This is a genomic window from Exiguobacterium oxidotolerans JCM 12280 (assembly GCF_000702625.1).
GTDB lineage: Bacteria > Bacillota > Bacilli > Exiguobacteriales > Exiguobacteriaceae > Exiguobacterium_A > Exiguobacterium_A oxidotolerans.
Genome location: NZ_JNIS01000001.1, coordinates 1563403 through 1578060, shown reverse-complemented (window position 1 = coordinate 1578060; position 14658 = coordinate 1563403). Strand labels below are relative to the sequence as shown.

Sequence of the window (14658 nt, the reverse complement as noted above, 5' to 3'; positions counted from 1 at the left end):
GGTATTCTAAGAACACACGTCTAATGACATGGTTATAAAAAATTTGATGTCTTGTTGATGTCTTCAGTTTTCAAGGTGCGAGTGTCTCTTACGAGACTGAGAGACGAGCTCTCAAAACTGAACGATGGGCATGTCCCTTACGGGACGTTTTCCTTAGAAAGGAGGTGATCCAGCCGCACCTTCCGATACGGCTACCTTGTTACGACTTCACCCCAATCATCTACCCCACCTTCGACGGCTGGCTCCTTGCGGTTACCTCACCGGCTTCGGGTGTTGCAAACTCTCGTGGTGTGACGGGCGGTGTGTACAAGACCCGGGAACGTATTCACCGCAGTATGCTGACCTGCGATTACTAGCGATTCCGACTTCATGCAGGCGAGTTGCAGCCTGCAATCCGAACTGGGAACGGCTTTCTGGGATTGGCTCCACCTCGCGGTCTCGCTGCCCTTTGTACCGTCCATTGTAGCACGTGTGTAGCCCAACTCATAAGGGGCATGATGATTTGACGTCATCCCCACCTTCCTCCGGTTTGTCACCGGCAGTCTCCCTAGAGTGCCCAACTAAATGCTGGCAACTAAGGATAGGGGTTGCGCTCGTTGCGGGACTTAACCCAACATCTCACGACACGAGCTGACGACAACCATGCACCACCTGTCACCCTTGTCCCCGAAGGGAAAACTTGATCTCTCAAGCGGTCAAGGGGATGTCAAGAGTTGGTAAGGTTCTTCGCGTTGCTTCGAATTAAACCACATGCTCCACCGCTTGTGCGGGTCCCCGTCAATTCCTTTGAGTTTCAGCCTTGCGGCCGTACTCCCCAGGCGGAGTGCTTAATGCGTTAGCTTCAGCACTGAGGGGCGGAAACCCCCCAACACCTAGCACTCATCGTTTACGGCGTGGACTACCAGGGTATCTAATCCTGTTTGCTCCCCACGCTTTCGCGCCTCAGCGTCAGTTACAGACCAAAGAGTCGCCTTCGCCACTGGTGTTCCTCCACATCTCTACGCATTTCACCGCTACACATGGAATTCCACTCTTCTCTTCTGTACTCAAGCCTTCCAGTTTCCAATGACCCTCCCCGGTTGAGCCGGGGGCTTTCACATCAGACTTAAAAGGCCGCCTGCGCGCGCTTTACGCCCAATAATTCCGGACAACGCTTGCCACCTACGTATTACCGCGGCTGCTGGCACGTAGTTAGCCGTGGCTTTCTCGCAAGGTACCGTCAGGATACGAGCATTACCTCTCGTATCTGTTCTTCCCTTACAACAGAGTTTTACGATCCGAAAACCTTCATCACTCACGCGGCGTTGCTCCATCAGACTTTCGTCCATTGTGGAAGATTCCCTACTGCTGCCTCCCGTAGGAGTCTGGGCCGTGTCTCAGTCCCAGTGTGGCCGATCACCCTCTCAGGTCGGCTATGCATCGTCGCCTTGGTAGGCCATTACCCCACCAACTAGCTAATGCACCGCAAGGCCATCTCAAGGTGACGCCGAAGCGCCTTTCATCATCGGACCATGCGGTCCGAAGAACTATCCGGTATTAGCTCCGATTTCTCGGAGTTATCCCAATCCTTGAGGCAGGTTCCTTACGTGTTACTCACCCGTCCGCCGCTCATTCCACTTACTTCCCTCCGAAGAGTTCCGCGAACTTCCTGCGCTCGACTTGCATGTATTAGGCACGCCGCCAGCGTTCGTCCTGAGCCAGGATCAAACTCTCCATAAAGTGTTTGACTTGCTCGTTGTTGTGACTAAAAGTCACGTTGACGAAGCTTGCGCTTCATTCATTGTTTGTATCCGAAGATACGTTTTTGCCTCATCGTTCAGTTTTCAAAGTTCGTCCGCGCCTGTTTTGGCGACTCAATTAGAATACCAAGTCTGGAACGATAAGTCAACAACTTTTTAAAAGAAGTTTTTTTCGTTCGTTTCAAGCGTGCGTCCTCTTTAGGACATGAAATAATATACCATGCGATTTATTATTGTGCAAGATTTTTTACAAAAGAAATTTAATTTCTTTTGTAATGATTTGATGCCATTTGAATAAAAACTCATTTATCGTTGGTATGAGTGGGTATGAGTGGGTTTAGATATACTATTTTGTTCGAGTCGAAACAATCAGGTGCTACTCTAAAAAATTCTCAAAGCTATGCAACATGTTTAAAATACGACTCGAACAAAACGATATCTTAGTTCAATTGATCACTTATTTTGAAACTAAATGGCTTGTTTCTTCTATAGTACTAGTTCTTACTCAATCCATTAGCTTCATGATGTTCAACTGCCGGTCTTCCATTAAGTCTTTCAAGACTTGCTGATTATGCTCATCATAGACGATGACAGGACGATCAAAGATGATATTTTTCCGCACGACAGTCGCAATTTTTCCGTTACTCATCAAAACACGATCTCCGATTCCAATCGGCAATAAGAGTTGTCCGAGTAATGTAACGTACTTCGAATCGTACTGCATCGGCCGCGTCTTTAAGTGAACGTATGCATCGTATGCCGTGTAAGCCTCTCGATATGGACGCCAGCTTGTCATTGCCGCAAAAACATCTGCTACGATGAAAAGACGTGTATGATCCATGATTTTATCACCCGTAGCTTTTAATGGATAACCGGATCCGTCTAGACGTTCATGGTGTTGGACGATTAAACGTTTGACCGTATCTGAAATGACCGTATCGTTTTGTAAGGCTTGATAAGCCATCGCCGGATGCCGATGGAAAATCTCTTGTTGCATCGCTTCATATCGTTTTGTATGTCGCCACTCCATGATACGTGCAAGTCCATAGTCTGCAAAGTAAGAGGCTGTCCATAAGTCTTGAATCATCTTTCGTTCTTTTCTGACTGCTTCCGCTAACAACTGAGCAAGTGCCCCTCGATAAATCGCATGGCGAACTGTATATGCTTCCGTTCCCCGTTCAAGGAAGAACGGTAAAATATCTTCCCGACGAACTGTATCGGGCATCGAGTTTTTAACCCATTTCAACGCTTCATATGTATTCGGGGTGAAACCTTGCTCCCATGAGGTGAAAACTTGATTATAGGAACTAACAAGTTCTTCGAACGGATTTTCGCTCACTTCTTGAAGACGAACCATCTCTTGTTGACTTTCTTCGACTAGACCTTCTGGTCGTTCCTCAATATCGATTTCCTTAATCAAAAACCGTTTCAGGCGTCTTAGTTCGTCTGTCCCTAGTTTTTTTCCAGCTTCGACAATCGGTATATCGGTATGTAAAAAGACTGACTCCGTTACTCGATCGCCGATGATGAGTCGCTCGCTTGCGATACGCATCTTACCTCTTCCCTTTCTCTCATCAGTTTTATTTGTAGAAAAACAGCAGAGTAGGGACATCTACCGTCCGACTCTGCTGTACCTCTTTATTCCATACTGATGTTATTCTTCGGTTTCTTCGATTACTGTTTCTGCTTCAACAGCCGAAGAAACGTTTTCTTCGTCTACGACAGTCGACAGCTCATCAACAATCGCTTCTTCGTTTTCTTCTTTTTTCAGTTTCGCAACGGTAGCGACACGGTCACCTTCTTCAATCCGAATGACCTTAACGCCTTGCGTGTTCCGTCCGACACGTGAAATGTTTTGTGAATCGGTCCGAATGACGATTCCGCCTTCTGTCATGATCATGATGTCATCATCGACGTCAACGATCCGCAGGGCAGCAATTTGACCAATCCGGTCGTTCACTTTACTTGCGATCAATCCTTTACCACCACGTGTCTGGCTTCGGAACTCAGTCATTGGTGTCCGCTTCCCGAAGCCTTTTTCTGTGATGACGAGGACATCTTGTTCGTCACGCGCAAGCTCCATGCCGATGACGATATCTTCTTCGGCTAGTTTCATCGCTTTGACACCACGCGCACCACGTCCCATCGAGCGGACGTTTGTGATCGGGAAACGAATCGCCTTACCACGGTTCGAAACGGTAAAGACTTCATCGTCTGTCGAAGCGAGACGGACCGATGTCAATTCGTCGTCTTCGAACAGACGAATCGCAATCAGACCGTTTTTATTAATCCGGGCGTACGCAGAGAGTGGCGAACGTTTAACGCGTCCTTTGCGTGTCATGAAGATTAATGATTTTTGCTCATCCTGCATGACTTCTTCTGCGTCAAGAATCTCTTCCGTTTCTTCTTCCGGTGCTACATCGTCATCCGATTCGATTGTCGCGTCGATGATGGATTCTTCGACGACATTTTGCTCTTCCAAGTAACGTTTGAAGTTAACTGGAATCATCGTCTCAACCTTTTCATCCCGTTCAATCTGAATCAGGTTGATGATTGGCACACCTTTTGAAGTCCGGCTCATCTCCGGTACTTCATACCCACGGATGCGGTAGACTTTCCCGCGGTTCGTAAAGAACAGGATCGTATCATGCGTCGAACACGATAAGAGACGTGTTACATAATCCGCATCATTCGTTCCGATTCCTTGGACACCACGACCACCACGACGTTGTGCTCGATACGAATCCGTCGTGAGACGTTTGATGTATCCGCTGCTCGTCAATGTGATGATGATATCTTTTTCAGGAATTAAATCTTCATCTTCGAATTCGATGTGATCCATTCGAATTTCAGTCCGGCGTTTGTCGTTGAAGCGTTCTTTCACTTCCTCGAGTTCCGTCCGAATCAATTCGAGCAATTCTTCATCACTTTCGAGAATTTTCTTGAGTTCCGCAATCAATTGCATGATTTCATCATATTCAGCATCGATTTTCTCACGTTCGAGTCCTGTTAGACGTTGAAGACGCATATCGAGAATCGCTTGCGATTGTTTCTCTGATAAAGCAAACCGATCCATCAACTGTTCGCGTGCCGCATCGGCTGTTCGGTTCGCCCGGATGATTTTAATGACTTCATCCAAGTGATCAAGTGCGATACGAAGACCCGCAAGAAGATGTTCACGTGCCTCCGCTTTCTCAAGATCGAACTGTGTTCGGCGACGGACGATTTCTTTTTGGTGCTCGAGGTAATGATAGAGCATCTCTTTAAGTGTCAACGTCTTCGGACGACCACCAACGATCGCAAGCATGTTGACACCAAACGTCGTTTGCATCGATGTCTGTTTGTATAAGTTATTTAAGATGACGCTTGCGTTCGCGTCACGACGAATTTCCATGACAATCCGCATACCACGACGATCGGATTCGTCACGTAAGTCTGTAATGCCTTCAATTTTCTTCTCACGGACGAGATCGGCGATTTTTTCAACAAGACGTGCTTTGTTGACTTGATACGGCAGTTCCGTGACGATAATCCGTTCGCGGTCTTTTTTAGCTTGTTCGATTTCTGCTTTCGCACGAACGATGATCGACCCGCGTCCCGTTTCATAGGCACGGCGTATCCCACTCCGCCCTAGAATTTCACCAGCTGTCGGGAAGTCCGGACCGGGAATGTGTTGCATCAATTCGGAAATCGTAATCTCCGGGTTGTGCGTTAGCGCAAGTACACCATCGATGACTTCACCTAATTGGTGCGGTGGAATGTTTGTCGCCATCCCGACCGCAATCCCACTTGATCCATTGACAAGTAAGTTCGGAAAACGTGCCGGTAAGACTTCCGGTTCCCGTTCCGAACCATCATAGTTATCTTTGAAATCAACGGTGTTTTTATTGATGTCACGGACGATCTCCATTGCGATTTTTGACATACGGGCTTCCGTATATCGCATCGCAGCGGCGGAGTCGCCGTCGACAGAACCGAAGTTTCCGTGACCATCGACAAGCTCATACCGGTAGCTGAAGTCCTGTGCCATCCGAACCATCGTGTCGTAAACAGCAGAATCACCATGCGGGTGATACTTACCGATAACTTCACCGACGATACGGGCAGATTTTTTATGTGGCTTATCTGCGCGGATACCGAGATCGTTCATCGCATAAAGAATCCGGCGATGTCCTGGCTTCAGACCGTCACGTACATCTGGAAGTGCACGTGCGACGATGACGCTCATCGCGTAATCCATGAAGGATGTACGCATTTCTTGACTAATATTTATATCTTTAATGATTCCTTGTTGATCGGACATTCGTCTGGCCACCCTCTCTATTCAACGTTAAATATCCAAGTTCTTCACGTAATGCGCGTGCGACTGGATAAAGTCACGACGTGGTTCTACCTGATCTCCCATCAAGATATCGAATACTTCATCCGCTTCGATGGCATCTTGAAGTTCAACCCGAAGCATTTGACGACCACTCGGATCCATCGTTGTTTCCCAAAGTTGCTCTGGATCCATTTCACCGAGACCTTTGTAACGCTGAATGTCGTAACGCGCGTTTTCTGGAAGTGCGGCTAAGGCCTCGTTCAGTTCACGTTCGTTATGCACATATGTGATGTTTTTCCCTTGCTTGATTCCATAGAGCGGCGGTTGTGCGATATAGACATAACCATGCTCGACGAGCGGACGCATATACCGGTAGAAGAACGTCAACAGGAGTGTCCGGATGTGGGCACCATCGACGTCGGCATCGGTCATGATGATGACTTTATGATACCGTGCTTTTTCGATGTTGAATTCTGAACCGATACTCGTTCCGAGTGCGGTAATGATCGTCCGGATCTCGTTACTGCCGAGAATTTTATCGAGACGGGCTTTTTCAACGTTCAAAATTTTACCACGGATCGGTAAAATCGCTTGGAAGTGACGGTCACGACCTGATTTCGCAGAACCACCCGCTGAGTCACCCTCGACGATATAGATTTCTGAAATCGTTGCATCCCGCGATGAACAGTCGGCCAATTTACCAGGAAGTGAACTTACTTCTAGGACACCTTTGCGACGTGTCAATTCACGCGCGCGTTTCGCTGCCATCCGGGCACGCGAGGCCATCATTCCTTTTTCGACGATTGCACGAGCATTCGTCGGGTTTTCCATCATGAACTGTTCAAAGATGGAAGAGAATAACGTATCGGTCGCTGTTCGAGCATCCGAGTTACCAAGCTTCGTTTTCGTTTGTCCTTCGAATTGGGGGTTCGGGTGTTTGATCGAGACGATTGCCGTCATTCCTTCACGGACGTCTTCCCCAGACAACGTACCGTCTGCTTCTTTCATCAAACCGAACTTCTTCGCATAGTCATTGATGACACGCGTCAACGCCGTCTTAAAGCCCGTTTCATGCGTACCACCTTCATGCGTCGGAATGTTGTTCGTAAACGAATAGATGTTGGCTGCAAAGCCATCGTTGTATTGAAGCGCAACTTCGACTTCAATTCCGTCTTTTGTCCCGTGGACATAGACCGGTTCCGGGTGGACAACTTCTTTCGAGCGGTTCAAGTGTTCAACGTACGACTTGATTCCACCTTCGTAATGGAAGTGCCGCGTAATCGGTTCTTCTGCACGATCGTCCGTAATGACGATGTTCAGACCTTTATTCAAGAAAGCGAGTTCACGTAAACGTGTCGCAAGTAAATCGTAATCGTATTCGAGTGTTTCCTGGAAGATTTCACTGTCCGGGAAGAAACGAATCATCGTCCCTGTCTCTTCTGAAGTCCCGATGATTTCGAGATCTTGTGTCGGAACACCACGATGATACGATTGATAATAGAGCTTCTCGTTCCGCTTAACGAATACTTCAAGCTTCGTCGACAAGGCATTGACGACCGAAGCCCCGACACCGTGAAGACCACCTGATACTTTGTAGCCTCCGCCACCAAACTTACCGCCGGCATGGAGGACCGTTAAAATGACTTCGACTGCAGGACGTCCCATTTTTTCTTGAATATCAATCGGAATTCCCCGACCGTTATCCTCGACTAGAATCGAGTTCCCTGGTTCAATCGTGACTTTAATCGTGTCACAGTATCCAGCTAGTGCTTCATCAATCGAGTTATCGACGATTTCCCAAACTAAATGGTGGAGCCCTTTCGACGCGGTTGATCCAATGTACATACCTGGACGTTTTCGAACGGCTTCAAGACCTTCAAGTACCTGAATCTGATCGGCACCGTACCCTTGTTCCAATTCCATATCTTCATGATTACTCATCGGTTTTCTCACCTACTGTTTCTTTATAGGATGTCTCTTCCAAAATAACTGCCCCTTGTTTCACGTGGAACAACTTCGCTTGTCTAATCGTTTCATGTGCGATTCCCTCGACACTCGTCGTCGTCAGGATCGTCTGAACCTTTTGTTGCATCGTATCGAGTAAATGGGTTTGGCGATGATCATCGAGTTCCGATAACACATCGTCTAGAAGAAGTAACGGGTATTCTCCAACTTCCTCATGAATCAACTCAATCTCTGCTAGCTTCAACGAGAGCGCAGCCGTCCGCTGCTGTCCTTGTGAACCGTACGTCTGGACATTTCGTCCATTGACCTCCATTTCGAAGTCATCACGGTGTGGACCAAATAACGTCACGCCTCGTCTAATTTCATTTTCTTTTATTTTACCAAACTTCTGCGTATAAGAAGCAGTCATTCCTTCGACATCTAGCGAATCATCACTAAATGTATCGGATCGATAGCGTAGAACGAGTTCTTCCTGTCCACGACTGATTCCATCATGAATCGGTCGCGCCCACTTTTCGAGCTGGGCAATGAAATGATGACGGCGTTGAACGATTTTAACGGCAAGCGTAATCATCTGTTCCGTCAAAATGTCGAGGAACGTCTCGTCCCCCCCTTTAATTGACAACTGCTTCAACAACGCATTCCGTTGTTTCAACACTTTCAGGTATTGACTTAATTCATGCAGGTAGACCGGACTGACTTGACCAATCTCCATATCTAAAAAGCGACGCCGGACTTGTGGACTGCCTTTGACGATATGCAAATCCTCTGGTGCGAACAACACGATATTGAGCGCCCCGATATAATCACTGAGGCGCCGCTGTTCGAGATGATTGAGCTTCGCCTTCTTCCCACGACTCGAAATCTGGATTTCCTGCGAATGGGGACCCATCCGCTTCATGACACGCCCTTCGACGCGTGCTGCTTCCGCATCCCACTGGATCAATTCCTTATCGTGTGTCGTCCGGTGCGATTTCGCGAGCGCCAATACGTGGATTGCTTCGAGCAAGTTCGTCTTGCCTTGAGCATTTTCCCCGATTAAAACGTTCGTCTTTTCAGAAAAGAACAATTCCAGCGACTCATAGTTGCGATAATGACTGAGTCGTACCGAATCTAGTCGCACGTTAGTTCGCCTCGTTCTTGATGACGAATTGACCGTAATCTTCTACGTCAATGACATCTCCATCCCGCAGCTTACGACCACGTCGCTGATCGACCTCACCGTTGACGAGAATAGGTACCTCCGCTAGAAATGGTTTTGCTTGTCCTCCGCTCGAGATAATATCAGACAGCTTCAAGAACTGACCTAATGTGACATATTCCGACGTGATTTTGATTTGATTCATGGATTGACTCCTCCTACCTACATATTATAAATGACGTACTCTTTATTGTACTAAAAAACTCATGATTTAGCAAAATGAACGAACATATATACGGATTACAAAAAAAACCCAAGAAACCAAGTCGGTTTCTCGGGGAAGGAATCAAGCCGTACGGACAGGTAAAATCAATTGCAAGACGTTATCTTGGTCGACCGGATGGAGAATGAATGGTCGAATCGATCCCGTGAATTGAATTTCAATATCCGTCGCATCGAGTGCTTTCAAGGCATCCATCATGTATTTCGAGTTGAAAGAAATCTTCAGCTCTTCGCCTTCAAGCGACAAGATGCTCACTTGTTCGGAAACTTTCCCAACTTCTGGTGAGTGTGATGAAATTTCGACGGCTGTCGTACCTTCTGCGGCGAACTTGATGACGTTGTTGCGGTCTTCACGCGCAAGAAGGGATGCCCGGTCGATTGCCTGAAGCAATTCCTTCGCATTCATGCGAACAGCAGTCCGGTACTCTTCTGGAATCAAACGCGACGTATCCGGGTAGTTCCCGTCGAGCAAACGAGAGAAGAATAGGACATGTTTCATTTTGAAGAGGATTTGCTGGTTCGTGATCGTGACATCGACATGACCGTCACCTAACAGTTTCGATAATTCGTTTAAGCTCTTACCCGGCACGATGACATTTTGGAACGAAATCTCGTTCTCTGTCTCAAACTGTGCCCGACGTAGTGCAAGGCGATGACTATCCGTCGATACGCATGTCAAAATGCCTTTATCTGCTGAGAAATTCACTCCTGTCAAAACAGGACGTGTTTCTTGGACCGCGACGGCGAAACTCGTCTGACGGATCATTGAACGTAATAGATCTGCAGGTAAACGGAACTGTTGCCCCCCATCGACTTGTGGAAGACGCGGAAACTCGTCTGAGTCAAGACCGTTCAGGTGGAATTCAGCTGTCCCGGACTGAATCCGTGTCATGAAGTTTGGAGAGACTTCGATGATGACTTCGTCTGTTGGTAACTTTTTAACGATATCACCAAAGAAACGGGCATTGAGGACGACACTACCGGCGCGGTGGACCGTTACATAAGAAGTACCATTCTCTTCCGCGTAGATTGTCCGTTCAATTGAAATCTCGGTATCGCTCCCTGTTAACGTCATTCCGTCACCATGCGCTTCAAGTTTGATTCCCGTTAAGATTGGAATCGTCGTTCTTGATGAGACAGCTTTCGCTACGTCTTGGATGGCTTGGATTAAAGTATCGCGTTGAATTGTAATATGCATATTGTCGTTAAGCTCCTCTCAAAATGGGCGTTACATCATCATAACATAATAATATATTTTTTTAATAATAGTATTAGGGGCTGTGGATAGTGTGGATAAGTCGGTGGATAACTTGGTATAGAGCCAAAGTGCGTGTGGATAACTTGTGGATAACTAGCCTCTTTTATCCACAGCTTATCCACAGGTTCAGGAATGTTTCAATTCATGCTTAATTTGTTCAATGACTTTTCCTGTTTCTCCATCCGATTTAACGAGCATACTGATTTTCTCATGTGCATGGATGACCGTCGTGTGATCCCGTCCACCAAATTCCTCACCAATCTTCGGTAAAGAACTTTCCGTCATCTCTCGCGAGAGGTACATCGCGATCTGGCGGGGAAAGGCAATCGATTTCGTCCGTTTTTTGGCCTTTAAGTCGTCAAACGGTAAGTTGAAGTGTTTACTGACCGACTCTTGGATGTCGCGAATCGTGACTTTTCGTGGCTCCGTGACCGGCATGATGTTATGCAGCGCTTCTGCCGCAACATTCGGATCAATCGTCCGTCCGACCAGGTTTGCATAAGCAATGACACGCGTCAGTGCCCCTTCGAGCTCGCGGATGTTCGTGTCAATCTGACTCGCGATATAGAGCATGACTTCATTAGAAACATCAAGTTGCTCGGCATTGGCTTTTTTCCGGAGAATCGCAATCCGTGTCTCAAGGTCAGGCGGTGTGATGTCTGTTATCAATCCCCACTCGAACCGAGAACGGAGCCGATCTTCAAGTGTCGGAATTTCTTTTGGTGGTCGATCACTTGAGATGATGATTTGTTTTTGATCATTGTGCAGGGCATTGAATGTGTGGAAAAACTCCTCTTGCGTCTGCTCTTTTCCTGCGAGAAATTGAATGTCATCTATTAATAGAACATCGATGTTCCGGTATTTGTTCCGAAACTCAACGGTTTTATTGTCCCGAATCGAGTTAATGAAGTCATTTGTAAAACGTTCCGAGGAGACATAGGCGATCCGTGTCCCAAGGTTTTGATCTTGGACGTACTGGCCAATCGCGTGCATCAAATGGGTTTTACCAAGTCCGACTCCTCCATAGATGAATAAAGGATTATAGGCTTTTGCAGGTGCTTCTGCTACAGCCAAGGAAGCGGCATGGGCAAAACGGTTACCTGATCCAATGACAAACGTATCGAACGTGTATTTTGTGTTCAATTGACCGAGTTCACTCATGACCAGCTCATCGGTTGGTTTTCGTGACGATTGTGCACGATTTGATGTTTTAGACGGTGGTACCGTCTCAGACGCTTCCTCATTTTGACGATCGAGCATCTTCTTTGCTTGGCCTTCCTCGATAAATTGAATATCAAGTCGACTCCCTGTCACTTCTTCAACCGTATCTTCGAGTAACGATAAGTATTGACGTTCCAGCCAAGTAACGGTAAATGCAGCTGGTGCTGAGATGATTAGTGTCGTTCCATTCAGCGTGACGCCTTCAGTGGATTTTAACCACATGTCATAACTTGCCTTAGGTGTCCGTTCTTCTTCCTCGATCACAGACAATACATTATGCCAAAGTTCGGCAGCGTTTTTCATAAATACCCCCCTTTTTCTATCATGATATAAAAAACTATACACAGGTTTATGCACAGGACAAAGTTAATGAAGAAACTCGACTTATCCCCACAACATAAAAACTGTGGATAACGTTATCCACAGGCAAATAAAACTGTGTATAAAGTTATCCACAGGGTGTGTATAACTTGAAAATTCAATTTGGTTCGTGTCGTTGTTATGCACAATTAGTGTATCAAATGAAATGAGCCCTGGCAATGCCTAGAGTGATTTATCCACAAGTAAATAAAGATATACACAGGTAGTTACCCACAGGCTGTGGATAGTGTGGATAAGGTGTGGATAACGTGTGTATAACTTTTTGAAAGAGGAAGCGTAAAAAAATAGTTATACACAAAATCAAAAATAGTTGGAGAATCGAGTCGAAAATCAAACCTTGACGTTGATTTTAAAAAATACTATTGTAGACAAAGTGAAGAGTTATCCACGGAAAGTGTGGATAGTGTGGATAAGTCTGTGGATAGTTTTGATTTGGGGAATTTCCTATTGTTCATGCAGATCAGATCCTATCTTGTAATACGAACCCTCATCCAGATTTCTATCGTAACGAATCGATAGAATCGAACGAGATAATTCTTACGAACTTTCATTGACAAGGTCCCTTTTGATTTATATAATGTACAAGACTGCCTTAAAGTAGAAAACGATGTTTTTTAATAGAGTAATTTTTAAAGGAGGTGCAGACTAAAATGAAACCAACTTTCAACCCAAACAACCGTAAGCGCAAAAAAGTTCACGGATTCCGTGCGCGCATGGCAACGAAGAGTGGCCGCCGGATCTTGGCTGCTCGCCGTCTTAAAGGCCGCAAAGCCTTGACTGTATAATCGAGCGATGATGAGATCACTTCTGGCGATGCCTGAGGTGATCTTTTTTTTGCTTTTTTTTAAGGGTGTTCGTGCTTTTGTCACAACCCCCTCTCGCGAAGCAGGATTATTCTATGATATGATGAAAGACGACGAATTTTCGTGATGTCAGGATGGAGTGTGATCAAGGTGAAGAAGGAATACCGCGTCAAGAAAGACAAGGAGTTCCAAGCGGTGTTTACTCGAGGAGCCTCTGTCGCCAATCGGCAATTTGTCGTATACGCACTAAAAAAAGACCAGCAAGCTCATTTTCGGATTGGTTTATCAGTGAGTAAGAAAATCGGAAATGCTGTCGTACGTAATCAGGTAAAACGGTACCTTCGTGAAGCATTTTTGTTACATGAAGCTTCGATTGCACCAGATTATGATCTTGTAATCATCGCCCGCAATCCAGCTGCGAAGATGACTGCGCAAGAAGTCGCAGATAGTTTGCGACATGTATTAAAGCGTTCCGGCGTCTGGAAGCGGCAAGTTAAATAAATACGTAGTATATTCTGTTTGATTTGTAACGGTCTTTCCTTATTCTATCTATAGAAGGAGTCTGGACCGACAAAGGGTAAACATCATTAGGAGGAATTATGAACAAGAGAACTAAGATTTGGTTGACACTTGGACTGATGTCAGTACTCGCGGTTGTTCTATCGGGTTGTACACCTGGAACATATGGAACAGGTGAACCGATTACTGCGGACACAGAAGGTTTCTGGAAACATTATTTTGTTTGGCCGATGGCTTGGTTGATTGGAAAAATTGCAGAATACTTTAATGGGGATTACGGGATTGCAATCGTGATTACGACATTGATTGTTCGTCTTGTCATCTTACCGTTGATGATTAAACAAACGAAGAGTATGGGTGGTATGCAAGTCATCCAGCCAGAAATGATGAAACTGCGTGAGAAATACAGTTCAAAAGATCAGGAAACACAACAGAAATTGCAACAGGAAATGATGAAGCTTTATCAGGAGCATAACGTCAATCCACTTGCAGGTTGTTTACCGATCTTAATTCAAATGCCAATCTTGATTGCCTTCTACAATGCAATCATTTACACGCCGGATATTTTCAAGCATACGTTCCTTTGGTTCGATCTTGGAAAGCCAGATCCGTATTTTATCTTACCGATTCTTTCCGCGGTCTTTACGTACCTGCAACAGAAACTCTCGATGGCAGGGCAAGAAGATAATCCGCAGATGAAAATCATGTTATACATCTTCCCGGTCATGATCTTCGTCATGGGTGTGACGTTACCATCTGCCCTATCACTTTACTGGGTCGTTGGTTATATCTTCTCGATTATCGTGACGATCGTGATCATGAAGCCGATGCGTGAGAAGATTAAATTACAGACTGAAGCAACGATTGCTTCAAAACGTGAAAAAGAAGCGGCTGAAGCAGCTCCTGCTCCGAAAAAGCCGAAAAAGAAACGTTAATCACAAATGAGGGCGATACTCCGTTTTTACAGAGTGTCGCTCTTTTTCTTTTGGGCTATTTCGTGTATAGTTGTCACGTTATACCCATTTATA

Annotated in this window: 10 protein-coding genes and 1 rRNA gene; 3 read left to right on the top strand and 8 right to left on the bottom strand. The window is 46.0% G+C overall.

The genetic code is table 11. From position 1 onward, the window contains the following. Positions 1-157: 157 nt before the first annotated feature. The 8 genes from P403_RS0107965 to dnaA all read right to left on the bottom strand — a co-directional run bounded on the left by P403_RS0107965 (position 158) and on the right by dnaA (position 12230). Positions 158-1719 (bottom strand): 16S ribosomal RNA (locus P403_RS0107965). 525 nt (positions 1720-2244) lie between these two features. After that, complete coding sequence (locus tag P403_RS0107960) at positions 2245-3291, bottom strand: HD-GYP domain-containing protein (RefSeq protein WP_029332178.1); 1047 nt, start codon at positions 3289-3291, stop codon at positions 2245-2247. A gap of 102 nt (positions 3292-3393) precedes the next feature. Next, positions 3394-6042 carry a DNA gyrase subunit A gene (gene gyrA, locus P403_RS0107955; RefSeq protein WP_029332177.1) on the bottom strand — a complete coding sequence of 883 codons (2649 nt, stop codon included), beginning with the start codon at positions 6040-6042 and terminating at the stop codon, positions 3394-3396. Positions 6043-6069: 27 nt separating this feature from the next. Continuing rightward, the gene (gene gyrB, locus P403_RS0107950; protein WP_200872415.1) at positions 6070-7983 is read right to left on the bottom strand and encodes a DNA topoisomerase (ATP-hydrolyzing) subunit B; all 1914 of its coding nucleotides are present in this window, start codon (positions 7981-7983) and stop codon (positions 6070-6072) included. A gap of 10 nt (positions 7984-7993) precedes the next feature. Further along, positions 7994-9148, bottom strand: coding sequence for a DNA replication/repair protein RecF (recF, locus tag P403_RS0107945; RefSeq protein WP_029332175.1), 1155 nt, complete (start codon positions 9146-9148; stop codon positions 7994-7996). 1 nt (position 9149) lies between these two features. Then, positions 9150-9371 carry a S4 domain-containing protein YaaA gene (gene yaaA / locus P403_RS0107940; RefSeq protein ID WP_029332174.1) on the bottom strand — a complete coding sequence of 74 codons (222 nt, stop codon included), beginning with the start codon at positions 9369-9371 and terminating at the stop codon, positions 9150-9152. A 141-nt stretch (positions 9372-9512) separates the two neighbouring features. After that, positions 9513-10646 carry a DNA polymerase III subunit beta gene (gene dnaN, locus P403_RS0107935; RefSeq protein ID WP_029332173.1) on the bottom strand — a complete coding sequence of 378 codons (1134 nt, stop codon included), beginning with the start codon at positions 10644-10646 and terminating at the stop codon, positions 9513-9515. A gap of 186 nt (positions 10647-10832) precedes the next feature. Next, entirely contained in the window at positions 10833-12230 is a 1398-nt protein-coding gene (dnaA, locus tag P403_RS0107930; protein WP_029332172.1) for a chromosomal replication initiator protein DnaA, read from the bottom strand. Between the two features lie 728 nt (positions 12231-12958). Between dnaA and rpmH the strand changes: the two genes are divergently transcribed. From rpmH to yidC, 3 genes are all read left to right on the top strand, one after another. Continuing rightward, positions 12959-13093 (top strand): 50S ribosomal protein L34, encoded by a 135-nt coding sequence (rpmH, locus tag P403_RS0107925; RefSeq protein ID WP_012371910.1) that lies wholly within the window; start codon positions 12959-12961, stop codon positions 13091-13093. Between the two features lie 168 nt (positions 13094-13261). Continuing rightward, positions 13262-13612 (top strand): ribonuclease P protein component, encoded by a 351-nt coding sequence (gene rnpA, locus P403_RS0107920; protein WP_029332171.1) that lies wholly within the window; start codon positions 13262-13264, stop codon positions 13610-13612. Positions 13613-13710: 98 nt separating this feature from the next. Beyond that, positions 13711-14565, top strand: a complete 855-nt coding sequence (gene yidC / locus P403_RS0107915; RefSeq protein ID WP_029332170.1) for a membrane protein insertase YidC — start codon at positions 13711-13713, stop codon at positions 14563-14565. The last annotated feature ends 93 nt before the right edge of the window (positions 14566-14658 follow it).